At 76.4% G+C, this 24,090-nt stretch carries 20 protein-coding genes and 1 riboswitch; of the genes, 6 read left to right on the plus strand and 14 right to left on the minus strand.

From position 1 onward, the window contains the following. Positions 1 to 137: 137 nt before the first annotated feature. A complete protein-coding gene (gene ectB, locus ACFV3R_RS28550) occupies positions 138 to 1,406 on the minus strand; it encodes a diaminobutyrate--2-oxoglutarate transaminase (protein ID WP_385589131.1) in 1,269 nt (422 codons plus the stop codon). A gap of 187 nt (positions 1,407 to 1,593) precedes the next feature. Continuing rightward, complete coding sequence (gene ectA, locus ACFV3R_RS28555) at positions 1,594 to 2,106, minus strand: diaminobutyrate acetyltransferase (RefSeq protein ID WP_385589133.1); 513 nt, start codon at positions 2,104 to 2,106, stop codon at positions 1,594 to 1,596. 572 nt (positions 2,107 to 2,678) lie between these two features. Here ectA and ACFV3R_RS28560 point away from each other — a divergent pair. After that, the gene (locus ACFV3R_RS28560) at positions 2,679 to 3,788 is read left to right on the plus strand and encodes an amidohydrolase family protein (RefSeq protein ID WP_385589135.1); all 1,110 of its coding nucleotides are present in this window, start codon (positions 2,679 to 2,681) and stop codon (positions 3,786 to 3,788) included. Positions 3,789 to 3,900: 112 nt separating this feature from the next. On the opposite strand, the gene ACFV3R_RS28565 is transcribed toward ACFV3R_RS28560, so the two are convergent. Then, positions 3,901 to 5,004: a bile acid:sodium symporter family protein gene (locus ACFV3R_RS28565; RefSeq protein WP_385589136.1), complete on the minus strand. Its 1,104-nt coding sequence runs from the start codon at positions 5,002 to 5,004 to the stop codon at positions 3,901 to 3,903. 281 nt (positions 5,005 to 5,285) lie between these two features. On the opposite strand from ACFV3R_RS28565, the gene ACFV3R_RS28570 reads away from it, so the two are divergent. Next, positions 5,286 to 6,293 (plus strand): SCO1860 family LAETG-anchored protein, encoded by a 1,008-nt coding sequence (locus ACFV3R_RS28570; protein ID WP_385589138.1) that lies wholly within the window; start codon positions 5,286 to 5,288, stop codon positions 6,291 to 6,293. A 150-nt stretch (positions 6,294 to 6,443) separates the two neighbouring features. Here ACFV3R_RS28570 and cobC read toward each other — a convergent pair whose 3' ends face one another. From cobC to ACFV3R_RS28585, 3 genes are all read right to left on the minus strand, one after another. Continuing rightward, complete coding sequence (gene cobC, locus ACFV3R_RS28575; protein ID WP_385589140.1) at positions 6,444 to 7,595, minus strand: Rv2231c family pyridoxal phosphate-dependent protein CobC; 1,152 nt, start codon at positions 7,593 to 7,595, stop codon at positions 6,444 to 6,446. A gap of 26 nt (positions 7,596 to 7,621) precedes the next feature. Beyond that, positions 7,622 to 8,668 carry a sirohydrochlorin chelatase gene (locus ACFV3R_RS28580; RefSeq protein WP_385589142.1) on the minus strand — a complete coding sequence of 349 codons (1,047 nt, stop codon included), beginning with the start codon at positions 8,666 to 8,668 and terminating at the stop codon, positions 7,622 to 7,624. A 339-nt stretch (positions 8,669 to 9,007) separates the two neighbouring features. Further along, positions 9,008 to 9,475, minus strand: coding sequence for a cobalamin biosynthesis protein (locus ACFV3R_RS28585; protein WP_385589144.1), 468 nt, complete (start codon positions 9,473 to 9,475; stop codon positions 9,008 to 9,010). Positions 9,476 to 9,856: 381 nt separating this feature from the next. On the opposite strand from ACFV3R_RS28585, the gene ACFV3R_RS28590 reads away from it, so the two are divergent. Continuing rightward, entirely contained in the window at positions 9,857 to 10,582 is a 726-nt protein-coding gene (locus ACFV3R_RS28590) for a ZIP family metal transporter (RefSeq protein WP_385589146.1), read from the plus strand. Between the two features lie 16 nt (positions 10,583 to 10,598). Here the strand turns inward: ACFV3R_RS28590 and ACFV3R_RS28595 are convergent, their stop codons facing one another. The 7 genes from ACFV3R_RS28595 to ACFV3R_RS28625 form a co-directional block, all read right to left on the minus strand. Continuing rightward, positions 10,599 to 12,032, minus strand: coding sequence for a cobyrinate a,c-diamide synthase (locus tag ACFV3R_RS28595; protein WP_385589148.1), 1,434 nt, complete (start codon positions 12,030 to 12,032; stop codon positions 10,599 to 10,601). Positions 12,033 to 12,069: 37 nt separating this feature from the next. Further along, positions 12,070 to 12,666 (minus strand): cob(I)yrinic acid a,c-diamide adenosyltransferase, encoded by a 597-nt coding sequence (gene cobO / locus ACFV3R_RS28600; protein WP_385589150.1) that lies wholly within the window; start codon positions 12,664 to 12,666, stop codon positions 12,070 to 12,072. A gap of 41 nt (positions 12,667 to 12,707) precedes the next feature. Then, a complete protein-coding gene (locus ACFV3R_RS28605) occupies positions 12,708 to 14,798 on the minus strand; it encodes a putative cobaltochelatase (protein ID WP_385589253.1) in 2,091 nt (696 codons plus the stop codon). Between the two features lie 205 nt (positions 14,799 to 15,003). Then, positions 15,004 to 16,542, minus strand: coding sequence for a cobyric acid synthase (locus tag ACFV3R_RS28610; protein WP_385589152.1), 1,539 nt, complete (start codon positions 16,540 to 16,542; stop codon positions 15,004 to 15,006). Next, a complete protein-coding gene (locus tag ACFV3R_RS28615) occupies positions 16,539 to 17,537 on the minus strand; it encodes a cobalamin biosynthesis protein (protein ID WP_385589154.1) in 999 nt (332 codons plus the stop codon). The genes ACFV3R_RS28610 and ACFV3R_RS28615 overlap by 4 nt, the downstream gene beginning before the upstream one ends. Positions 17,538 to 17,659: 122 nt before the next feature. After that, positions 17,660 to 17,795: riboswitch (cobalamin riboswitch) on the minus strand. 142 nt (positions 17,796 to 17,937) lie between these two features. After that, positions 17,938 to 18,159, minus strand: coding sequence for a hypothetical protein (locus ACFV3R_RS28620; protein ID WP_385589255.1), 222 nt, complete (start codon positions 18,157 to 18,159; stop codon positions 17,938 to 17,940). Between the two features lie 34 nt (positions 18,160 to 18,193). Beyond that, positions 18,194 to 19,495 (minus strand): anion permease, encoded by a 1,302-nt coding sequence (locus ACFV3R_RS28625; RefSeq protein ID WP_385589156.1) that lies wholly within the window; start codon positions 19,493 to 19,495, stop codon positions 18,194 to 18,196. Between the two features lie 233 nt (positions 19,496 to 19,728). Here ACFV3R_RS28625 and ACFV3R_RS28630 point away from each other — a divergent pair, with 233 nt between their 5' ends. From ACFV3R_RS28630 to ACFV3R_RS28640, 3 genes are all read left to right on the plus strand, one after another. Beyond that, positions 19,729 to 20,511, plus strand: a complete 783-nt coding sequence (locus tag ACFV3R_RS28630) for a class II aldolase/adducin family protein (RefSeq protein WP_385589158.1) — start codon at positions 19,729 to 19,731, stop codon at positions 20,509 to 20,511. Positions 20,512 to 20,790: 279 nt separating this feature from the next. After that, positions 20,791 to 21,921, plus strand: coding sequence for an alpha/beta hydrolase (locus ACFV3R_RS28635; protein ID WP_385589160.1), 1,131 nt, complete (start codon positions 20,791 to 20,793; stop codon positions 21,919 to 21,921). A 159-nt stretch (positions 21,922 to 22,080) separates the two neighbouring features. Continuing rightward, positions 22,081 to 23,538 (plus strand): hypothetical protein, encoded by a 1,458-nt coding sequence (locus ACFV3R_RS28640; protein ID WP_385589162.1) that lies wholly within the window; start codon positions 22,081 to 22,083, stop codon positions 23,536 to 23,538. A 42-nt stretch (positions 23,539 to 23,580) separates the two neighbouring features. Here ACFV3R_RS28640 and ACFV3R_RS28645 read toward each other — a convergent pair whose 3' ends face one another. Beyond that, positions 23,581 to 24,015, minus strand: a complete 435-nt coding sequence (locus tag ACFV3R_RS28645) for a VOC family protein (protein ID WP_385589164.1) — start codon at positions 24,013 to 24,015, stop codon at positions 23,581 to 23,583. Between the last annotated feature and the right edge of the window lie 75 nt (positions 24,016 to 24,090).

Genomic DNA, 24,090 nt, shown 5'->3' on the forward strand with positions numbered 1-24,090 from the left:
CAGCCTCGCAGCGTCCGGCACCCCCACCCCCAGGGAGGTCTTCCTTCTACGACGTGGGCTGATGCCCTTCCGGGACACCTGCCCCCGTCAGCCGCGGCAACGCCCGGTAGCGGCGCGCGGCGTGGGACGAGAGGGTGTCAGGCGGTCTCGCGGACCGCGCGGGCGAGGATGCGCAGCCCCTCGTCGAGCTGCTCGGGGCTGGTGGTCAGCGCCGGCAGGAGCTTGACGACCTCGCTCTCCGGGCCGGAGGTCTCGATGAGCAGCCCCAGCTCGAAGGCGCGTTTGGCGATGCGGCCGGCCCGGTCCTTGGCGGGGAACTCCAGACCCCACACCATGCCGCGGCCCCGGTAGTGGCCCTCCAGCTCCGGGTGCTCCTCGACAATGGCGCGCAGCCCGGTCTCGATGATCTCGCCGCGGGCGATGGTCTGCTTCTCCATCTGCCCGTCCGCCCAGTACGTCTCCAGCGCCGCGGCGGCGGTGACGAAGGCCGGGTTGTTGCCGCGGAAGGTGCCGTTGTGCTCGCCCGGCTCCCAGACGTCCAGCTCCGGCTTGAACAGGGTGAGCGCCAGCGGCAGCCCGTAGCCGCTGATGGACTTGGACACCGTGACGATGTCGGGGACGATGCCGGCCTCCTCGAAGGAGAAGAAGGCACCGGTGCGGCCGCAGCCCATCTGGATGTCGTCGACGATGAGCAGCATGTCCTTGCGGTGGCACAGGTCGGCCAGCGCGCGCAGCCACTCGGGGCGCGCCACGTTGATGCCGCCCTCGCCCTGCACGCTCTCCACGATGACGGCGGCCGGGCGGTTCAGGCCGGAGCCCTGGTCGTCCAGGAGGCGCTCGAACCACAGGAAGTCCGGGTACTGCCCGTCCAGGTAGTGGTCGAAGGGCATCGGGGTGCCGTGCACCAGCGGGATGCCGGCGCCCGCCCGCTTGAAGGCGTTGCCGGTCACCGCGAGGGAGCCCAGCGACATGCCGTGGAAGGCGTTGGTGAAGGAGACGATCGACTCGCGCCCCTTGACCTTGCGGGCCAGCTTCAGCGCCGCCTCGACGGCGTTGGTGCCCGTCGGGCCCGGGAACATGACCTTGTACGGCAGGTCCCTGGGGCGCAGGATGATCTCCTGGAACTTCTCCAGGAAGGCGCGTTTGGCGGTGGTCGACATGTCCAGACCGTGCGTGACGCCGTCCCGCTCGATGTAGTCGATCAGCGCCCGTTTCAGGACCGGGTTGTTGTGGCCGTAGTTGAGCGACCCGGCGCCGGCGAAGAAGTCGAGGTAGGTGTGACCGTCCTCGTCGGTCATGGTGCTGCCCTGTGCGCGGTCGAACACGGTGGGCCAGCTGCGGCAGTAGCTGCGCACCTCCGACTCGACGGTCTCGAAGACGCTGAGGTCCGGCTGGGTGATGGTCACTGCGTGCTCCTGGGAGTGTGGGGTGGCGTGACGGAGGGGACGTGAGGGTGAGGAGAGCGCTCGCGGTACTTCCGGGGGCGGGCTGGTACCGCGGCCGCGGACCGGACGGGCGTCAGGGCGCTCCGGAACGGTCCGGGTGGTGCGGTGGCCGCCGGCCCCGGTGACGGGCGCGGCGCGTCCCCGTGAATCAGCCGGGCGGCTCGTCGGGAGCGAACGGGCCAATGCGGTGCAGCAGCTCGGCCTCGTGCCCCTTCTCGGGGAAGAGGTCCTCGGTGAAGAGCTCCTCGCGGCGGTGCTGCGCCCCGTGTCGCGCGGCGAACGAGGCGAACAGCCTGTTGGACGGGGTGTTGCTCGAGGTGACCGTCGTCTCCAGGTAGGTCACGCCCCGCTCCCGCGCCACGCGGAAGGCGAGCCCGTCGAGGAGGGCTGCGGCCAGACCGTGGCCGCGGTACGCGTCGTCGACGGCGACCTGCCAGATCACGAGTGTGTCGGGGCGGTCGGGGCGGACGTAGCCGGTGACGAACGCCGCCGGCTCTCCGTGTGCGTCGCGGGCGACGACGGAGGTGGCGGCGAAGTCACGGCACCACAGCAGGTAGCTGTAGGAGGAGTTCAGGTCCAGAACCTGTGAGTCGCGCGCTATGCGCCAGATCGTGGCTCCGTCCTCCGCGCGTGGGGTGTCGAGCTTGAAGCCCTCAGGCATTTCTCTGATTTCGCCTCGGGCACTTGCACGGTCTGCTTGTGCGGCGGTCATGGAAATTGAATTTACCCAGCAAGAAGTGAAACCGCATCGCGAGGTGGGGTTACGTTGAGCTCCTTTCTGTGTTATCGCGCGGGCGCGCGTCCGCGTGAGACCCCGTCGCTCAGGCGATTTTGCCCGTATATATCCGGGCAAAACGGGCTCTGTGTGGAGTCGGTCACATGTCTGTAACGAAGCCTGACGCGGCTGTAACGCCTCTCGACAAGGTTCCGAACAGGGGTGTTTAGCCCTCGGGAAAGCGGGCAGAAGCGGTTACGGGAAGCTGCACTGGCCAAGAAAAGGGAATTGTGTTGTGAGTGTGTCGGTGGGGCTTCGTCAAAGACGCGTGGACGCAAGGGACGCGTGAATGTGCATACGGGCGCGCGAGGGCGCGATAAGGGGCGCACAGAATTCCTGTATACGCAACCGGAGCGTGGGACGGCTCACTTCCGGCGCGGGGTGCGGGCGCCTTCCCCGGCCGGCCGCCGGCGCGGGGTGCGGCCCCGGCGCCGCGGGGCTGCGCATACAGTGCGGCCATGGTTGAGAGCCCTGGCGCGTCCCCGCAACCCGTGCTGCACGTCCGTGGCACGGTCCTCACCGGCCCGCACGAGGCGGTGGGCGACCTCTGGGTCGTCGGCGGCCGCATCACCTTCACACCGCCGAGCGGGGCCCGCGAGGTCCTCCACACCGAGGGCTGGGTGCTGCCGGGCATGGTGGACGCCCACTGCCACGTGGGGCTGGACGCCCACGGCGCGGTGGACGAGGCCACCAGTGAGAAGCAGGCCCTGGCCGACCGGGACGCCGGCACCCTGCTGATCCGCGACGCGGGCTCCCCCGCCGACACCCGCTGGATCGACGAGCGGGAGGATCTGCCCCGCATCATCCGCGCCGGCCGGCACATCGCCCGCACCCGCCGCTACATCCGCAACTACGCGCACGAGATCGAGCCGGGGGACCTGGTCGCCTACGTGGCCCGCGAGGCCCGGCGCGGCGACGGCTGGGTCAAGCTCGTGGGGGACTGGATAGACCGCGAGCAGGGCGACCTCGCCGCGTGCTGGCCGCCCGGCGCCGTGGCGGCGGCGATCGCGGAGGCCCACCGGCTGGGGGCGCGGGTGACCGCCCACTGCTTCGCGGAGGAGTCCCTGGCCCCGCTGGTGGAGGCCGGCATCGACTGCATCGAGCACGCCACCGGGCTGACGGACCGGACGATCCCGCTCTTCGCCGAACGCGGGGTGGCCATCGTGCCCACGCTGGTCAACACCGCCACCTTCCCGCGCCTGGCCGCCGGCGGCGAGCAGAAGTTCCCCCGCTGGGCGGACCACATGCGGCGCCTGCATGCCCGCCGCCACGAGACCGTCCGCAACGCCTGGGACGCGGGGATCGCGGTGTACGCCGGTACCGACGCCGGCGGCGGCATCGCGCACGGGCTGATCGCCGAGGAGGTGGCCGAGCTGGTCCGCGCCGGCATCCCCGTACCGGACGCGCTGTCGGCCGCGACCTGGGGCGCCCGGGCCTGGCTCGGGCGGCCCGCGCTCACCGAGGGCGCCGAGGCGGACTTCGTGGTCTACCCGGCCGACCCCCGCCAGGACGTGGGCGTGCTGGCCGACCCGCGGCACGTGGTGCTGCGCGGGCGGATGGTGGCCTGAGGGCCAGGGCCGCAGGCCCCGGGTCTGCACACCGGACGGCCTGCTCGAACGCGTCGGGGCGCGGCCTCGGCGCCGCGCCCCCGGCCGCCCGCCGAGCGGGGCGAGCGACCTCTCAGTCCTCCAGGGTGGCTGCGGGGGCCTGTGCGCCGCGCCGCGCGCCCCGCGCCATCCAGGCGGCGACCACCGCGCCGGAGACGTTGTGCCAGACCGAGAAGACCGCGGCCGGCAGCGCGGCGGCGGGGCTGAAGTGCGCGGTGGCCAGCGAGGCGGCCAGGCCCGAGTTCTGCATGCCCACCTCGAAGGCCATGGCCCGGCTCGCCGGGCGCCCCAGCCTGGCCAGCGCACCCGCACCGTAGCCCAGCGCCAGCCCGAGGCCGTTGTGCAGGACGACGGCCAGCAGCACCATGCCCGCCGCGCCCCGGATCTGGTCGGCGCTGCCCGAGACCACGGTCACCACGATCAGCGCGATGGTCACCGCGGAGACCCAGGGCAGCGCCCGCAGCACCCGCACCACCAGGCGCCCGGCCACCAGCCGCACCACCAGGCCGGCGACCACCGGCAGCAGCACCGTCTTGAGGATGTCGGTGACCATGGAGCCCGCGTCCACGTCCAGGAACTGGCCGGCCAGCAGCAGCGTCAGCGGCGGCGTGACCAGCGGCGCCAGGACGGTCGAGACCGTGGCCACCGACACCGACAGGGCGACGTCGCCGCGCGCCAGGAACGTCACGACGTTGGACGCGGTGCCGCTGGGCGCGCAGCCCACCAGGATCACGCCGGCAGCGAGCTGCGGCGGCAGGTCGAGCACAGTGGCCACCAGCCAGCCGAGCCCCGGCATGATCACGTAGTGGGCGACCAGCCCCAGCCCCACGGCCCAGGGCCGCCGGGCCACGGCCGTGAAGTCCGGGAGCGTCAGGGTCAGCCCCATCGAGAACATGACCACCCCGAGCAGCCACGGCGTCGCCGGCGCCCAGCCGGAGAAGGCCCCGGGCCGGATCAGCCCGGCGGCACCGGCCACCAGGACCAGCACCGGGAAGACGGTCACCGCGCGCCGGGCCGCCCGTTCGGTGGCCGGCAGCTCGGAGGGTGCGCCCCCGCCCTGCTCGGTGACGGGGGGCTCGGTGGGGGTGGGGAGGTGCGGGAAGGCGCCGGTCGCCGCTGCGGACGTGCCGGCCGCCGCGGTCTCCTGAGGCGACTCGCCCTGTTGTTCGGTTGGCATGGCCGCACCCTAGCCATCACCGCCGTGACTGCCCAAGCCCAGGTCACGCGAGGGATGGAGCATCCCAAGGGGTGGGACGGGACGCCGGGTGGACGAAGACGGTTCCCCGTCCCGTACTCGAACTTTCGACCAGAAACCACCTGTTGGAGTGAACTGACGCAACGTCCTCCACTGTTCACCCTCAGTGCGTACACGATGTGCGGGTCGTTGTCGTCGGCCCCGCGATGTCCCCCATTGGCGCGGCCGGCGACGCCCGTTCCTCACGTGGGGGTTCCACACCCGTGTCCATCAGATCCACCCGACGGGCCGCCCGGCCGGCCGTGCGTCCCACCGCCCTCCCCGCCGCCCCGGTACGCCGCGGCGCAGCCCTCGGCGCCACCCTCGCCCTGGTCGCCGTACCCGCCGGCCTCCTGGGCGCCACACCCGCCCTCGCCGACGGCTCGCACGGCGCACGCGGTGCGGCGAGCGCCGCCGTGCTCCGCGCCGGCCTCGACGTCGGGCTGCTCGACAAGAAGATCGACCTCCCGCTGAACCTCACGCTCAACGCGGTCAGCGCGCCCCGCAGTGCCCGGCAGACCAGCCTCAGCGCCCGCCTCGACGGCGTCGAGGGGAACAAGCCGTTCAACGTGTTGCGGGCCGACGTGGCCACCGCCGCCGCCGACGTCGACCGCGGCGCAGCCACCGCCTCCAGCGAACTCGCCCACGCCAGGGTCCACCTGCCCGGCCTGCCGCTGCTCTCCCTCGTGGAGGTCGACGCAGTGAAGGCGAGTGTCGAGTGCCGCGCCGGGGCCCGCCCGAAGGCCGACGCCCAGCTGCCGGCCACCGTGCGCGTCCTGGGCAGGAAGGTCACCGTCAGCACCGCCGGCACCACCGCCCTCGACGTCCCCGGCATCGGGCACGTCCGGCTCGACCTCGCCAGGCACAGCACCACCTCGACCACCGCGGCGGCCGCCGCCCTGGACCTGTCCGTCGAGGTCAACCCGCTCAAGCTCAACGTCGCCGAGGTCAGCGGCCGGGTGACGCTGGCGCAGGCCACCTGCACCGCGCCCGCGAAGGCGGCCGACCCGGCGCCGGTCGCGAGCCCCACGCCGAAGCCGAGCGCCTCCGCTGCCGGCGGCACCCGGCCCCAGACGGCCGCCCGTCAGGAGGCGTCCCCGGAGCTCGCCGAGACCGGCGCCGGCTCCACCACGCCCTACCTGGCCGGGGGCGCGGCACTACTGCTCGCCCTCGGCGGCGGCGCCCTGGCCGCCACCCGGCGCCGCCGCGCAGCAGCGGCCGCCCGCGACTGAGCCGGGCCCCGACCGGCCGCCGCGGACCGCGCCGCCACGCCCCGGAGGAGGGGGCCGGGGCGCGGTGACGGTCCGCGGCGGCGGGCCCCGACGCCACCGGAAGCGGCCGGAGGCGGACCCGCCCCGGGCCAGTGCCGGCCCGGGGCCGTCTCAGGCCAGTGCCGCCGCCAGCGCCGCGGCGAACCGGTCGGTGGTCGCCGGGTCGCGCACCGCCAGCCGCAGCCAGTCGGGGCCGAGCCCGGGGAAGGTGTCGCCCCTGCGGACCGCGAACCCCAGGTCCGCCAGCCGGTCCCGCACCGCGGCGGCGCCGGCCACCCGGAGCAGCACGAACGGGCCCGCGGGCGGCGTCACCACCGCCACGCCCCGCGCCTGGAACCGGGCCAGCACGCGCAGCAGGTGGAGCCGGTCGGCGGCCGTCGCCTCGGCGGCCGCCGAGGCCTCGGCCAGAGCCGCCGGCTCGCAGCACGCCTCGGCTGCGGCCAGCGCCGGGGAGGAGACGGGCCACAGCGGCTGGGCCCGTTCCAGCACCTCGACGGTCTCCGGCTCGGCCAGCACGTACCCCACCCGCAGCCCCGCCAGCCCCCACGTCTTGGTGAGGCTGCGCAGCACCACCAGGCCCGGCACGTCCACCGCCGAGGCCAGCGACTGGGTCTCTCCCGGCACCGCGTCCATGAACGCCTCGTCGACCACCAGCGTGCGCCCGGGCCGGGCCAGCGCCGTCAGGGTCGCCGCCGGGTGCAGCACGGAGGTCGGGTTGGTCGGGTTGCCGACGAAGACCAGGTCCGCGTCGTGCGGCACGTCCCCGGGCGCGAGCCGGAAACCGTCCCTCTCCCGCAGCACCACCCGGCGCACCTCGTGCCCGGCGTCGCGCAACGCCGCCTCCGGCTCGGTGAACTGCGGGTGCACCACCACCGGCCGGGTCGCCCGCACCGCGCGGGCCAGCAGCACGAACGCCTCCGCCGCACCCGCGGTCAGCAGCACCCGCTCCACCGCGACACCGTGCCGGCGGGCGACCGCCGCCCGCGCCGCCCGCGCGTCGGGGTAGGCGGCGAGGCCGGCCAGGGAAGCGGCCAGCCGCTCCCGCAGCCAGGCCGGCGGGGTGCCGGCGCGGACGTTGACGGCCAGGTCGGTGACCTCGCCCCGCTCCACGGCGGCCCGCACCTCGGCGTCCCCGTGGTGACGCAGGTCGAACCCGCAGCCGTGCACCACCCCGTCCGGAAGTGGCAGGCCGGGCCCGGCGGTGGTGGCCGGCTGCGGGGCGGCGGGCCGGTCGGCCGGCCTTCGGTCGGCGGGAGGGCGCATCTCGGATTCCTCTGACGGCGACGGACTCAGCTCCCCGGAAAGAAGGAACCGCCATCCTCCGCCACCGGCACCGGTGCCTCCGCGCCGGGGTGCGCCCCGGCCCCGCCGCCCGACCGCGGCGCCACCGGGTGCGGTGCCTCGGCGGGCCCCGGGGTGAACACCTCCGGCGGCCGGCCCTCCGCCAACCCGCCGGCCAGGGCGGCCCGGTAGGTGGCCAGCACGGCCTGCGCCACCTCCTCGCCCAGCCCCATGCTGCCGGCGCACCGCACGTCCGCGTCGGGGTGTGCGGCAGCCCAGCCCTCCGCCTGCAGCCGCGTCCGCTCGCTGTGCCGGCCGTCCAGCAGCTCGTAGGGCAGGACCACGACCCGGCGGGCCCCCAACCGCAGGCACCGGTCCAGGCCGGTGGGCACGTCCGGGCCGGTCAGCGACACGAACGCGGTCTCCACACCCGCGAAGCCCCGGCCCTCCCACAGCAGCCGGGCCGCCCGGAAGACCTCGGCGTTCTCGTCCGGATCGGCGGAGCCGCGCCCCACCAGCAGGACGGTCGTCTGTGCCCGCTCCCGCAACGAGCGCCCGGTACCGCCCAGCACCTGGTCCAACCGCCGCTCCAGCAGGCGCAGCAGCGCGGGATGCGGGCCCAGCGCAGGACGGCACACGTACCGGAAGCCGGGGGCGGTCCGCGCCTGCGAGCGCAGCGCGGCGTGCGCCAGCCGCTGCGCCTCCCCGTCCTCCCCGCCCAGCCGCGCGGCGGTGCCGGCCAGGGTCAGCGGGACGGTGACCACCCGGCGCACGCCCTGGTCGACGAGCCCGGTCACCGCGGACTCCAGCGCCGCCCGGCCGTCAGTGGCGAGCAGCCCGGTGACCCGCAGCTCGGGGTGGTCGGCCGCCAGCCGCCGGACGAAGTCCGCGAACGCCTGCCGGCCGGTGGGAGCGTCGGCGTCCGGGGCCCGGCCGGTGGGCGGCGGCGGTGTGCCACGGACCCAGCCGGGCACCGAGACCTCCTGACGGTCGTCGACGTCGGCCACCACGAGCAGGGCGGGCGGCAGCGGAGGGGCGTCGGGAGGCGTGGTCAAGGCTGCTCCTTGGTGCGTGTGGCGTGCAGTGTCCTGCGGCCCGCCCCCGCGGGCCCTTCCCGGCGGGCGGCACGGCCCGGCGCAGCGGCGAGGGCAGCGGGACGCGGTGCGCGGCGGCGGTGCGGGTGGGTGTGCGTCACGGGCGGCTCCCCTTCTCTGCCGGGCCAGGACACGGTGGTCGCCCGAACGGATGATCACCGCGAAGCAGCCTGCCATGACCGTCCGGCAGTCCCGCCGCCAGCCCCCGGGAAACGGACCGGGCAGCCCCGGCCGGTAGCGCGGCGCGCGGCGACCGCTCCCGCACCCGCCCGGACTCCGCGCACCGGCCCGCGTCCCAGCTCACCCCGGGCCCCGCCCCGCCCCCGCCGTGCAGGCCACCGCGCAGGTCACCATCGCGGTCCGGCCGGGCAGCGGCAGGGTCCGCTTGGGGACGAGCAGCCGCGCGCCGGGCCCGGCGGCCAGCAGCGCCGCGGCCTCCGCCACCGCCCGGGTGCCCACCGCCGCACGGGTCCGCCCGGCCGGGTGGGGCACCTCGACGCGGGCGAGCCGTTCGGCCGGCCACCCCCGCAGGCCGGCGCCGAGCCGCGCGGCCACCGCGATGGCCGCGGGTTCGCCGGCCCGCCGCGCGAGGGTGGCGACCAGGGCGACCTGCCCCGCGAACGCGGCGAGCGGACCGCCGGCCGCACCCGCTCCCACACCACCCGGGCGGCCCAGCGCCCGCGCCGCCTCCCGCAAGGCCTCGGCGGCCAGCGCCTCCGCCTCCTCGGCCGAGGCGCCGGGACGGGCACCGAGCCCCACCACCAGCACCGGCGGACCGGGGGAGGGATGCGGTCGCGGTGCGCCGGCCGGAGCGGCCCCCACCGGTGCCGGGGCCCGGGCCCGGGCGTCGCCGACCGGGTGGGCCGTGGGAGGCTGGGGGGCGGCTTCGGCGCGGAGGGCCTCCGTCCGCCGCCGCGCCGCCGCCTCCCCACGCCCCGCACCGCCCGCGCCCTGCCGTGGCGCCGCGACGGGCTCCCGCCACGCTCGGTGACGACGCAGGGCGTGCGTGAGGTGGCGGGGACCGTTAAGCAGGTGGTGACGGCCGTCGTCGTCCGGATGCGTGCCCCACACCCCCGGACATCCCGGTACCGGCCAGGCCGCGCCGGGCGTGGCGGACGCGTACGCAGAACAGGAAGTCGAGGTGGGGCCGTGCCCGTGGTCATAGCGTTGGGCGCCTGCATGATGACGCTGGTCGGCGGCCTCGTGGCCCGCCGCGTCACCGACCGCAGGCACCTCATCCTCGGGCTGGCGGGCGGCCTGATGCTCGGCGTGGTGGGCCTGGACCTGCTGCCCGAGGCCCTGGACTCCGCCGGCCAGCAGGTCTCCGGCGTCCCCGCCGCGCTCCTCTGCTTCGTCCTGGGGTTCCTCGCCGCGCACGCCCTCGAACGGCTGCTGGCGGTCCGCAAGGCCGCGCACGGCATGGACCCCGACGAACGCGTGCCGCAGGTGGGCCTGACCGCCGCCACCGCCATGGTGGTCCACAGCGTCATGGACGGCTTCGCCATCGGACTGGCCTACCAGGTGGGGCAGGAGATGGCCGTCGCGGTCGCCCTCGCCGTCATCGCCCACGACTTCGCCGACGGCTTCAACACGTACACCATCACCAGCCTGTACGGGAACGCCCGGCACCGCGCCTACCTCATGCTCGGCGCGGACGCCCTCGCCCCGATCCTCGGCGCCGCCGCGACCCTCTTCGTCAGCCTCCCGGCCATGCCCCTCGGCCTCTACCTCGGCTTCTTCGGCGGCGTCCTGCTCTACCTGGCGACCTCCGACATCCTCCCCGAGGCCCACCACGACCACCCGGCCATCTCCACGCTGCTGTGCACCGTGGGCGGCGTGGCCTTCATCTGGCTGGTCGTGGGGATCGCGGGCTGAGTGCACGGCGGCCCGCTCACCCGGCCGGGGCGAGCGGTACGGCGGCGGCCCGGGCCACCAGGCGCCCCGCCGCGGACGGCGTCGCCGCCCAGTGCAGGTGCAGGTAGGAAGCGTGCACGCCGCCCTGGACGAACCCCTCGGTGCGGCGCTCGCGGCGCTCCCCGCCCCAGGTGAGTCCCCAGGCGGGCGTGGCACCGCTGCCCGGCTCCAGCACCGTGCGGTGGAACTCGTGGCCGCGGGTCCGCGTCCCGGCCGCGGCGAGCACGCCGTCGTGCAGCGCCACCGCCTCCCGGTAGCCCAGCGTCAGCCGGGCCGACATCGCGCCCTCGGCCGGCAGCACCCCGCACATCGGCAGGCCGTCCAGCGAACGCGCCAGGTACAGCAGGCCCGCGCACTCGGCGGCCACCGGGGCGCCGGCAGCGGCGAGGGCCGCCACCTGCGCCCGCAGCGGCGCGTTGGCCGACAGCTCGGAGGCGTAGACCTCGGGGAAGCCGCCGCCGACGACCACCGCGCGCGTCCCCGCCGGCAGCTGCTCGTCCCGCAGCGGGTCGAAGACCGCGACCTGCGCGCCCGCCGCCGCCAGCAGCTCGGCGTGCTCCGCGTAGCAGAAGGTGAAGGCGGGGCCGCCCGCCACGGCGACCACCGGCCGCTTTGTCCCGCCCGGTGCCGAGTCGCCCGCACCGGCAGACCCGGAGCCGGCCACCTCCGCCCGCGGGTCCCACGCCTGCCCGGCGACCGGCGGGGCGCTGCGCGCCAGCGCCAGCAGCGCCGGCAGGTCGCAGCCCGCGCGCACCCGCTCGGCCAGCTCCTCGACGGACTCCACGGCCTCCTGCCGGCGCTCGGCCACCGGCACCAGCCCCAGGTGGCGCGAGGGGGTGCGCAGCTCGCCGGCGCGCCGCAGCACGCCCATCACCGGCACACCCGTCTCGGCCATGGCCTCGCGCAGCATCGCCTCGTGCCGGTCCGAGCCGACCTTGTTGAGGATGACGCCGGCCAGTCGCACCTGGGGGTCCCAGGAGGCGAAGCCGTGCACCAGCGCCGCCACCGACCGCGACTGCGAGGAAGCGTCGACGACCAGCACCACCGGCGCCCGCAGCACCTTGGCCACCTGCGCGGTCGAGGCCGTCTCGCCCTGGCCCGCGGCCCCGTCGAACAGCCCCATCACGCCCTCGACCACCGCGAGGTCCGCGCCGGCCGCACCGTGCAGGAACAGCGGGGCCAGCCGCTCGGTGCCGCACAGGTAGGCGTCCAGGTTGCGGCCCGGCCGGGCGCCGCCCACCGCCAGCGTGTGGTAGCCGGGGTCGATGTAGTCCGGCCCCACCTTGTGCGGCGAGACCGTCAGCCCCGCGCGGGTGAAGGCCGCCATGAGGCCGGTGGCCACCGTCGTCTTGCCGCTGCCCGAGGACGGCGCCGCCACCACCAGCCGGGGCACCGCGCCGGCGGCGGTCATCGGGCGACCGCCCGCCGGCGCCGCCGTGACACCGCGTTCACCACTCGATGCCCCGCTGGCCCTTCTGACCCGCGTCCATCGGGTGCTTGACCTTCGACATGTCGGTGACCAGGTCGGCCGCCTCGCACAGCGCTGCCGGCGCGTTGCGCCCGGTGATCACCACGTGCTGGGTGCCGGGCCGGTCCCGCAGCACCGCCACGACCTCCTCGGCGTCCACCCAGCCCCAGTGCATCGGGTAGGCGAACTCGTCGAGCACCAGCAGCCGGTAGGTCTCGGCAGCCAGGTCCCGCTTGACCTGCTCCCAGCCCTCCCGGGCCGCCTCCTCGCTGCTCGCCAGGTCGCGCTGGACCCAGGACCAGCCCTCGCCCATCTTGTGCCAGTCGACGGTGCCGCCCTCGCCGGAGGCCCCGAGCACCCGCAGCGCCCGTTCCTCGCCGACCTTCCACTTGGCCGACTTCACGAACTGGAACACCCCGACGGGCCAGCCCTGGTTCCAGGCGCGCAGCGCCAGCCCGAAGGCCGCAGTCGACTTGCCCTTGCCGGCACCGGTGTGGACCAGCACCAGCGGACGGTTGCGGCGCTGACGTGTGGTGAGCCCGTCGTCCGGTACGACCGACGGCTGTCCCTGTGGCATGGCGGTTCCTCCTGAGCGGGAGCGGGGCGGTGGGTGGGGGTTCAGGCGGCCACGCGGTGCCCGCGCACCGAGTGGACCAGGGAGGTGACGTTGTCGGCGCGCAGCTCGTCGAGGGTGACGAGGGTGCCCTGCAGGGACCGGGTCAGTTCGGCGGCCAGGCCCAGGCGGACCGGGCCGCTCTCGCAGTCCACGACCACCGAGGCGGTACCGTCCGCGGCGAACAGCGAGGCGGCCCGGGCCGCCCGGGACAGCGGCTCGGGGCCGCCGGTGGCCCGGCCGTCGGTGACCACGACCAGCAGCGGACGGCGCGAGGGGTCGCGCATCCGCTCCACCCGCAGCACCTCGTGGGCGCGCAGCAGCCCGGCGGCCAGCGGTGTGCGGCCCCCGGTGGGCAGCCGCTCCAGCCGTGCGGCGCCGGCCTCCACCGAGGAGGTCGGCGGCAGCGCCAGCTCCGCGCCCGAGCCGCGGAAGGTGACCAGCCCGACCTTGTCGCGCCGCTGATAGGCGTCGAGCAGCAGCGAGAGCACCGCGCCCTTGACCGCGCCCATGCGCCGGCGCGCCGCCATCGACCCGGAGGCGTCGACGACGAACAGTACGAGGTTGCCCTCCCGGCCCTCGCGCACCGCCTCCCGCAGGTCGTCGCGGCGCAGCACCAGCCCGGTGCCGCTGCGGCCCCTGGCCCGCTGGTGGGGAGCTGCGGCCTGCACGGTCGCCGCCAGGTGCAGCCGGCCCAGCGCGCCGCGCGGCCGGCGGGCGCCGGTGGTCCGCCCGTGCGCCGTACGGGCCCTGGAGCGCCGGCCGTCGGCGCCCTCACCCAGTCCCGGCACGTCCAGCCGGCGGGTGCGGAACGGCTCGTGCGCGGCGACGGCCGGTTGCTCGGCGGCGCCCGCCGCCGGCGCGGCCGAGCCCTGCCCGGCCTCCTCACCGGAGGCGGGCTCAGGTGCATCGGCCGGTTCCTGCGCGGTGTCCCCGCCTCCCGTCCCGGGGCCCGCCTCCCCGGCCCCGCGCGGGGCGGGGCCGGGCTGCTCCGGGGCCTGCGAAGGGGAGGTGTCCTGCGCGCCGCCCTCGGGGGCGTCGCCGCCGGGGCCGTCCTCGGCGGGGCCCTGCGGGCCGCCGCCGGGACCGTCGGGGCCGTCGTCGTCGGGCCCCTCGTCGTCCTCGTCGAACTCCTCCAGGGCGCGGTCGAGCTTCTCCTCGTCCAGGCCGGGCGCGTCGAAGGGGTTGCGGCGCCGGCGGTGGGGGAGCGCCAGCAGCGCCGCCTGCCGCACGTCCGCGGTCAGCACCTCCTCGCGCCCGTCCCACGCCGCCAGCGCCGTCGCGGTGCGGGCCACGACGATGTCGGCGCGCATCCCGTCCACCTCGAAGGCCGCGCAGGTCGCCGCGATCTGCCGCAGCCGCCGGTCGCTCAGCGCCACCTTCGGCAGCAGCGCGCGGGCCCGCACCACGCGCTCCCGCAGCTCCGCCTCCTGCGCGGCCCAGGCGGCGGCGAAGGCGGCCGGGTCGGCGTCGTGGGCCAGCCGGCGCCGCACCACCTCGGCCCGCTCCCGGGGGTCCCGGGAGGCGGCCACCTCCACCGTCAGGCCGAACCGGTCCAGGAGCTGCGGCCGCAGCTCGCCCTCCTCCGGGTTCATGGTGCCCACCAGCAGGAACCTGGCAGCGTGCCGCACCGAGACGCCCTCGCGCTCGACGTGCGAGGCGCCCATGGCCGCCGCGTCCAGCAGCAGGTCCACCAGGTGGTCGTGGAGGAGGTTGACCTCGTCGACGTAGAGCAGTCCGCGGTGTGCCTCGGCCAGCAGCCCCGGCTGGTAGGCCTTCACGCCCTCCGACAGCGCGCGCTCGATGTCCAGCGCCCCCACCAGCCGGTCCTCCGAGGCACCGACGGGCAGCTCCACCATGCGCGCCGGCCGGTCCACCGCCCGCACCTCGGGGTGCGGCCCGTCGGGGCAGAGCGGGTCGGGGGCGGCGGGGTCGCAGGAGAAGCGGCAGTCCGCCACCACCGCCACGGGCGGCAGCAGCGCCGAGAGGGCGCGCACCGCCGTGGACTTGGCGGTGCCCTTCTCGCCCCGCACGAGCACCCCGCCCACCGCGGGGGAGACCGCGTTGAGCAGCAGCGCCAGCCGCAGGTCGGCCATGCCGACGACGGCGGTGAACGGGTACTGCGGGGTGCCCGTGGCGGGTGCCGCCGGTACGCCGCCGTTGCGGCTGGCGGGCACCTGGGCCTGCGGAGCGGTCATGCGGGGGCCTCCTGGGCGTCGTCGGTGGGTCGGGGCTGCCTCGGCGGGGAGGCGGATCGGGCGGGGGCGGGCGGCCGGGGGAGCGGCGGGGCGGCCGCCGCCATCAGGGGGCACCGGGCGGCACGAACGGCAGCCCCACCGGCACGCCCTTCTCGATCAGGCGCAACAGGGCGTCGGTGTCGGCGTGTTCGGCGATCAGGTCGCCCAGCAGGTCGAGCTGCTCCTCGCGCAGCCGGCCGAAGCTGGTGTCGGGCGCGGGGACGAAGTCACGGCCGGCCGCGGCGGCCACCTGCCGCAGGAACGCCCGGCGGAAACCGTCGCTCTCCAGGGAGCCGTGCCAGTGCGTGCCCCACACCGCACCCACCCGGCAGCCGTCCAGGAACGGCTCGTCGCCGCCCTCGACCTGCGCCACGCCGTGGTGGATCTCGTAGCCCTCGACGCGTTCGCCCAGCGCCTCGCCGACCGGCCGGGCCAGGGTCTTCTCGGCGGCGAACCGCACCCGCACCGGCAGCAGTCCCAGACCGTCCACGACGCCCTGCCGCGACTCCACCTCGTCCTCGATGCGGGTGCCCAGCGCCTGGAAGCCGCCGCAGATCCCCAGCACCGGGCGGCCCTCGGCGGCGCGGCGGGCGAGGGCGCCGGCCAGGCCCCGCTCACGCAGCCAGGCCAGCGCCCGCACCGTCGCCCGGGTGCCGGGCAGCACCACCAGGTCGGCGTCGGCCAGCTCCTCGGGCCGGTCCACGAACCGCACCACCACGCCGGGTTCGGCGGCCAGCGCGTCCACGTCGGTGAAGTTCGACATCAGCGGCACCGCGGCCACCGCGACCCGCAGCACGTCGCTCCCGTGCGGCGGGGCCACCACGGACTCGCGCACCGCGCCCCGCAGCGACACCCTCAGCCCGTCCTCCTCGTCGATGCCCAGCCCGTGCCGGAACGGCAGCACCCCGAAGGTCGCCCGGCCGGTCAGCGACCGCAGCATCGCCAGGCCCGGCTCCAGCAGGCTCACGTCACCGCGGAACTTGTTGACCAGGTAGCCGGCCACCAGCTCCTGGTCCTCGGGGCTGAGCAGCGCGGTGGTGCCGAAGAACGAGGCGAACACCCCGCCCCGGTCGATGTCGCCGACCACCACCACCGGCAGCCGCGCCGCCCGCGCCAGACCCATGTTGACGATGTCGGTGCGGCGCAGGTTGATCTCGGCCGGGCTGCCCGCGCCCTCGCAGACCACCGCGTCGTGGGTGCGCCGCAGCTGCTCCAGGCAGTCGGTGACGGTGCCCAGCAGCGTCTCCTGCCGCCCCTCGTGGTAGCCGCGGGCGCTGAGTTCGCCCACCGGGCGGCCCAGCAGCACCACCTGGCTGCTGCGGTCCCCGCCGGGCTTGAGCAGCACCGGGTTCATCAGCGCACTGGGCTCCACGCGGGCCGCGGCGGCCTGCATCGCCTGCGCACGGCCGATCTCCGCGCCCTCCCGCGTCACGTAGGAGTTCAGCGACATGTTCTGTGCCTTGAACGGCGCCACCGACACGCCCTCGCGCGCCAACCACCGGCAGATGCCGGCCGTCACCACGCTCTTGCCGGCGTCCGAGGTCGTCCCGGCGACCAGCAACCCGCCGCCCAGCCCCTGCGCTCCGCCCTGTCCGACCCTCACCGCTGCCTCCCGCGTGATCCGCTGCCCCGGCCCGCGCCGGTGACCCGCCGCGCCACCGCGGCCAGCGCGGGGCGCGCCGCCAGGGTGACCAGCAGCGCGCCCGCACCCACCCGGCGCGAGAGCCGCACCGCGCGTGCGATGTCGCCGACCGCCACCGGCCGGCCCCGCTCCCCGCCCAGGACCGGACGGTGCTCGATACGCCCCCGGTAGGCCAGGGTGCCGCCCAGCCGTACGCCGAGCGCCCCGGCGAACGCGGCCTCCACCGGGCCCGCGTTGGGGCTGGGGTGGCGGTGGCCGTCGGCGCGCCAGGTCCGCCAGGCGCCGCCGCGGTCCGGGCCGACCGCGACCGTCAGCGCCGCGGTCAGCCGCGAGCCGGGCAGGCCGGCCAGGTCGTCCAGGCGCGCCGCGGCCCAGCCGAACCGCAGGTGGCGAGGGGAGCGGTGACCGACCATCGCGTCGAGCGTGTTGACGGCGCGGAAGGCCGCCAGGCCCGGGACCCCGGCCAGCGCCCCCCACACCAGGGCGCCGACGACGGCGTCGGAGGTGTTCTCGGCGACGGACTCCACCACCGCACGGGCGATCTCCTCGGCGTCCAGCGCCTGCGGGTCGCGGCCGCACAGGTGCGGCAGGCGCGCCCGGGCCGCCGCCAGGTCGCCGCTGCTCAGCGCGTCGCCGACGGCCCGCGCCTCCCGGCCCAGCGAAGCGCCCCCCAGCACCGCCCAGGTGGTGGCGGCGCTCAGCGCCAGGTGCGCGGCGCCGCGGCCGCGCACGGCACGCGTCACCGCCGTCGCGCCCAGCGCCGTCCCGCCCGCGCACAGCAGGGTGTGCAGGGCGCCCGCGCCGCGGTGGTCACGCCACAGCCGGCGCTCCAGCGCACCCGCCAGAGATCCGAAGGCCGCCACCGGGTGGCCGCGCCGGGGGTCGGCGAACACCGCGTCGGCGACGAAGCCGAGGGCGGTGCCGCAGCCGTGCGCCAGATGTGCGCTCCGACTCACCTCACACCGCCGTCACGCCTCGCAGCGGGCAGTGCGGCGGGGGGCTGGTTCCTGGTCCGGGCAGCATGCTCGCGAGGGTCCTCACTCAGGGTCCGCGCCCTGGCTCGACGTGACGGCGACATGAGTCTCCTGGCTCCCGGATCGGCGTCTCTCCGCGGCCTTCCCACCCGTTCCTGGACGGGTCGTGGCCGTGCGGTGCGGAGGCGCTCCCCGGTGACAGTGGCGGGACCGCGCCGGATTCGCACCGGACTTCCTCATCTGTCGCCGAATGGCCCCGGCAGTCCACCACGCCCCGAGAACGCCCGTCAACTCGCTGTTGACCTGCGTCAGCGGGGGCGGGAACCCGGAACGCACGACGGCCGCCCCTGCACGAGGGGCGGCCGGGGCGGCTGGTGCGGCGTCAGGCGACCACGACGTAGATGCCGTAGGCCACGGCAGCAGCGCAGACGGCGAAGGCCGCGTACGCGCCGACGCGCGCCACCGGGCCGGCGGCGGCGCCGCCCTCGGACGAGGTCCGGCGGGAGGCGCCGACGATGCCGGCGGTGAACAGGCCCACCAGGGCCACCGCCAGCACCACGCTGGTGCCGAAGACGCGGCCGAGGGCGGCCCAGTCGATCTCGATGCCGTGCACGGGGTTTCTCCTTCGGTGCGGCCGGTCAGTGGGTGGAGGCGGCCGGGGCGAGCGGCACGCCGTCGACGGGACGCACGGACAGCGCCGGGGCCGCCTCCGCCTGAGCCGCGGCCGGCGCAGGTACGGAGACCTGGGCCGGCGCCGGGGCCGGCAGGACCACCGGCGGCGGCGAGACGGTGCGCAGGGCGGCGGTGACCACCCCGGCGGGCTCCGGCTCCCCGGCCGCGTCCTCGGTGACGTTCTCGACGGTCACCGGCCGGCGGCGGGCCAGCACCCAGATCGTCACGCACACCGCGGCGGCCAGGGCGGCGACCGCGGTGACGCCCAGCGGCCCCCGGTCGGCCAGCAGCGCGGCGCCCGCCGCCACCAGGCCCGCGGCCGGCAGCGTCACGACCCAGGCCACCACCATGCGCGTCGCGGTCGACCAGCGCACCACACCGCCGGCGCGGCCCAGCCCCGAGCCCATGACGGCGCCGGTGCACACCTGCGTGGTGGAGAGCGCGAAGCCGAGGTGGGAGGAGGAGAGGATGGTGATCGCCGCACTGGTCTGCGCGGCGAAGCCCTGCTGCGGACGGATGTCGGTGAGGCCCTTGCCCAGGGTGCGGATGATGCGCCAGCCGCCCAGGTAGGTGCCCAGCGCGATGGCGAGGGCCGCGGAGACCACGACCCACACCGGCGGATCGGCCTGCGGGGCGATCACCCCGCCGGTGATCAGCGCCAGCGTGATCACACCCATGGTCTTCTGCGCGTCGTTGGTGCCGTGGGCCAGGGAGACCAGCGCGGCGGAGGCGACCTGGCCGGCGCGGTAGCCGCCCGCCGTGTCCTCCTCGGCGCGCCCCCGCGTCAGGCGGTAGGTGAGGCGGGTCGCCAGCAGCGAGGCCAGTCCGGCCACCACGGGGGCGGCGACGGCCGGCAGGACGACCTTCGTCACCACCGCGCCGGCGTGGACGCCGTCCGCCCCGACCGACACCAGCGTCGCGCCGATCAGGCCGCCGAAGAGGGCGTGGGAGGAGCTGGAGGGCAGCCCGGCGAGCCAGGTGACGAGGTTCCAGACGATGGCGCCGACGAGCCCCGCGAAGATCACTTCGGGCCTCACCCCCGCGCTCTCGTCGATGATGCCCCCGGAGATGGTCTTGGCGACCTCCAAGGAGAGGAAGGCGCCGACGAGGTTGAGTGCCGCCGACATCGCCACAGCGATCTTGGGCTTCATGGCACCGGTGGAGATGGTCGTGGCCATCGCGTTGGCCGTGTCGTGGAAGCCGTTGGTGAAGTCGAACACCAACGCGGTCACGATCACGACCCCGACGAGCAGCGTGATGTGTTCCATTCCCCAGGCAATCAGTTCGGTCGGGTGCGGTCGCACCGAACGTACGGAGGCAGGGTGAACTGAAGGTGAACTGGGCAGGGCCTTGCGGTGTCACCTCACCCGAGTTCACCGGCGGCCCCCCGGCCCGACGCGCGCAGGACCGCCACCCGTCGCCGGCGGTGTGATAGTTGCGACCCGGCGCCGGTCCACCGCCGCGGCGCCCACCCAGCCGTACCAGCCCACCCGGGGGAGCCATGACCCACCCGCCCGCCGACCACCGCGCGCCCCGCCCCACCGCCGGGGCCCCCGACCCCGGCCGGCTCGCCGCACTGTGGCGGCAGGTGGTCACCACCGCCCGCCGCACCGCCGCCGAGGGCCTCGTGGTGGGCACCTCCGGCAACGTCTCGGCCCGCCTGGGCGACGTCGTCCTGCTCACCCCCAGCGGCATCCCCTACGACCGGCTCGGCCCGCACGACGCCGTGGGCCTGGACCTCACGGGGCGGCAGGTGCTCGGCGAGGCCAGGCCCACCAGCGAGGCCCCCCTCCACCTGGCCGTCTACCGGGCCACCCGGGCCGCCGCCGTGGTCCACACCCACGCCGTGCACGCCACCGCCGCCGCCACCCTCACCGACGTCCTGCCGCCGATCCACTACATGGCGGCCGACCTCGGCGGCCCGGTGCGCACCGCGGCCTACGCCCTGTACGGCACCGAGGAGCTCGCCGCCGCGGTGCTCACCGCCCTGGAGGGCCGCACCGGGTGCCTGATGCGCAACCACGGCGCCCTCACCTACGGCGCCGACCTGGACCAGGCCTTCGACCGCACGGCGCAGCTGGAGTGGATGTGCCGGGTCTGGCTCACCGCCCGCTCCGGCCCCGGCACCCCCACCCTGCTCACCCCCGGGCAGCTCGCCGACGCCGCCCGGCAGCTCGGCGGCTACGGCCAGGGCTCCGCCACCACGGCCGACGCGCCCGCGACCGGTCAGGCCCCCGCCGCCCGCGACGGGCGTGCGGCCCCCCGCGAGCCCGGGACGCGGTGACCTGGCGGGGGCGGACGCCCGCATGATCCCCGCGGGAGCGGCAACACGAGGAGACAGTCCCGGCCCCCGGCCACCGCCACCCGGATCGGAACCGCCATGACCCGCCTCGACCGGAGCACCCCGCCCGCCACCGGCCCGTCCACCGCACGCCGCACCCCGCGCACCCCCGCGGCCCGGGCCGGCCGCCCCGCCCCGGCGGGCACGCGGACGGCGCAGCGCCACGCCGGACCGGCCCTCCCCGGCTGGCCGCGCCCCGGACCTGCGACCACACTCGGGAAGATGCGTCCTGCAACCACGGCGGCCGTGGCCGCCACCACCGTGCTGGGTGCCGGGGCCGCCGCGGTGGCGGTCGGCGGGCGGTACGCCGGGAGGCTGGCCGTACGCCCCCCGAACGACCACCCCCTCCCGGGCGACCCCCGCCTGACCGTCCACTCGGTGGGCGGGGACCGCATCACCCTCACCCGCACCCTGGCCTCGCTCCGACCCGGCCTGTACGGCCTCGCCGGCCCGGGCTGCCACGCGGTGGTCGGCCCCGTGGTGCGCGACGCGGTCCACACCCCCGACACGGTCGTCCGCCGGCTGGAACGCGTCACCTACGGCACCCTGACCCCCGGCGCCCGGCTGCGGATGACCCCCCAGGTGTACGTGGGCGATCCCCGGGACGCCTTCGGCTACGAGTGCGCCGACGCCGAGATCGCCGGGGATCTCGGCCCGCTGCCCGCCTGGTTCCTGCCCGGCAGCCGTGAGACCTGGATGATCCTCGTCCACGGTCTGGCCACCACCCGCGAACACCCCATGGTCCTGATGCCGCTGCTGCACCGCGCCCACCTGCCGGTGCTCGCCCCCGCCTACCGCGGCGACCCCGGGGCACCCGCCTCCGCCGACGGCACCAGCCACCTCGGTGCCGCCGAGTGGCGAGACGTGGAGGCGGCCATCGGCCACGCCGTGCGCCACGGTGCCCGCCGGATCGTCCTGTACGGCTGGTCCACCGGCGCGACCATGGCGCTGAAGGCCGCGCTGCACACCGCCCACCCCGACCGGGTCTGCGGCCTGGTGCTGGACTCACCCGTCCTGGACTGGCGTGCCACCGTGCGCAACCTGGCCGCCGCCCGCCACGTGCCGCACGCCCTGCTGCCGCTGGCGGTCCGCGCCGCCGAGGGCATGACCGGCGTCGCCGCCGACGAGCTGGGCGAGCTGGCGAGAGCGGCCGGACTGGACGTGCCGACCCTGCTCTTCCACGGCCCCGACGACACCCTCGCCCCCTGGCAGGCCTCCCGCGACCTCGCCGCCCGCCACCCCTCCCGCGTCGCGCTCCAGACCGTCCCGCACGCCCCGCACGCCGCCATGTGGAACGCCGACCCCGAGCACTACGAGGAGGTGCTGCGCCGCTTCCTCACCCCCCTGGTGTGAGGGAGGGCCGGCATCGGCGGAGGCGGAGACGGCCCGTCAGGCCGCCACAGGCGGACAAATGATGACGATGCACCGTCATTTCCTCCGGTGCGGTGGACCCGGACCACCTCCGGCGCGTTCCGATTGGGCTTTCGGGGCGTCAACGTGAAGACTGCCCCTGTGACGTCTCGTACCCCGCGCGACTCCCGACTCCGCCTCGTCCCCCGTCAACCGATCTCCGCCGTACAGCGGGCGGTCAGCACCGGGCCGAGCCGCCCGGCCCCGCGACCACCGCAGGGCACCCCGCCCCTGCCGGAACTGGCACGCCAGGCCCGGCAGGGGCTCACCGGCCCGGTCCGCCTGGCGCGGTGGGCCGCCGGCGAACAGACCAGGCCCACGGGCCTGCGGGCGGGGGCCGACGGCGCCCTCCCCGACTCCGCCGCCCGGCGTGCCGCCAAGGCCCTCGGCCTGGCCCCGCGCGAGGTCCGGGCGGACTGGGACCGGGCACGGCTGACCGGACTCGTCGAGCTGCACGGCACGACCGCCCGGCCCGGCTGGCGCCTGCGCGCCTGGGACCGCGACGACTCCGCCGCGCTGCGCGGCTGGGTGGCGCTCTTCGACGCCTGGTCGCTGACCAGGCCGGCGCCGCGCCGCCGGTCCGCCGCCGCCGTCGCCGAGGTCGTCGAGGCCGTCCCGCAGCTGCTGTCGCTGCTCCACCTCTCCGCGGGCCCGGTGGCCGTACCCGTCCTGCTGGACATGCTGGAGAAGCGCGTCACCGAACTGCGCACCGAGCGGTGCGAGGTGCCCTACGCCGACGACGCCCCGGCCGGAGCACCGGCCCAGCCGCCGGCGACATCCGACGCCGCCACCACCGACGACCTGCCGGCCCTGCTGGCCTGGGCCCTGGAGGCGCTGGCCGGCGTGGGCGCGCTGGTGGTGCGCGAAGGCAGCGGCGCCGGCGCCTACCCCGAGGGCGAGGCCCACCTGACGGCCCTGGGCAACTGGGCGGTCTGGGTCAAGCTGGAGCAGATCTGCGTCGCCGCCCAGAGCACGGTCGGCGGCAACATCGAGCAGTCCGCCGAGGCCATGCTCCGCGGCTGCGCCGGCATCAGCCCCGGTCAGGCGCGTGCCGAGTACCGGGCCTGGCTCGCCGCCCGGCCCGTCGGCAGCGCCGTAGAGGAGCTGCTGGCCGCCGCCAGGGGCGAGGACGCGCTGCTGCGGGGACTGGCCTTCGAGGCGCTGCGCGTCGTGGGCGGGCCCGCCGAGAGCGCGGTGCGCGCGGCGGTCGAGGAGCCGGTGCTGCGGCCCTACGCGCTGATGTGGCTGGCGGTGGAGAGCGAGGGCGGCGACCCCGAGGACGCGCAGGACGTCCTCACCCGCGAGGAGTCCACCTGGCTGTGGGTGGACACCGCGGCGGCCATCGCCGACCACGGGGAGAGCGGGCTGCTGGTCCGCCACCTCGACTCCGCCGTGCAGGGCTCGGTGCCGCGGCTGCTGGAGGAGGTCCGCTCGGTGGGCCACCCCAGGACCGTCCAGGTACTGGTCGCGCTGGCCGCGGCCCACCCCGACCCGGTGCTGGCCAAGGCGGTGCGCAAGGCGGCCTTCCAGGTCCACCACGGCGGTTCGACCCCCGAGTGACCCGGGCCCGGGGCTGCCGCCGCCCCGGGCCCGGACCCCGGCTCAGCTGGAGGCCGGGTCCTCCGCCGTCTCGATCGCCGGGGCGTACGTGCCGAAGCTCCAGACGTTGCCCTCGTGGTCGCGGGCCATGTAGTCGCGGGAACCGTAGTCCTGGTTGGTCGGCTCCAGCAGGATCTCCGCGCCCGCCTCCCGCGCCCGGCGGAAGTGCTCGTCGGTGTCGCGCACCACCACGTAGACGCCGACCGGCCCGGCCCCCGCCATCGCCTCGTCGAAGGGCCCGCCGCGGCCCCGCGAGCCCAGCATCACCGCACCGTTGCCGTAGCTCAGCTCGGCGTGCAGGACCGACCCGTCCTCCGACTCGTACACGGCGTTGCGGGTGAAGCCGAAGGCCTCGGTCAGCAGGGTGATCGCCGCCCGGGCGTCCCGGTACAGCAATGTCGGGTACATGCTCGGTGCGGTGTCGACGTGTCCCGCCATCGGTCCGCCTTCCTCCGGCACCGGGCACCGGCCCGGCCCCACGCGGTGGATGGTGCCGGTCGCTCCGGCCTCCCT

The sequence above is a fragment of the Streptomyces sp. NPDC059740 genome (assembly GCF_042733155.1).
Classification (GTDB): Bacteria; Actinomycetota; Actinomycetes; order Streptomycetales; family Streptomycetaceae; genus Streptomyces.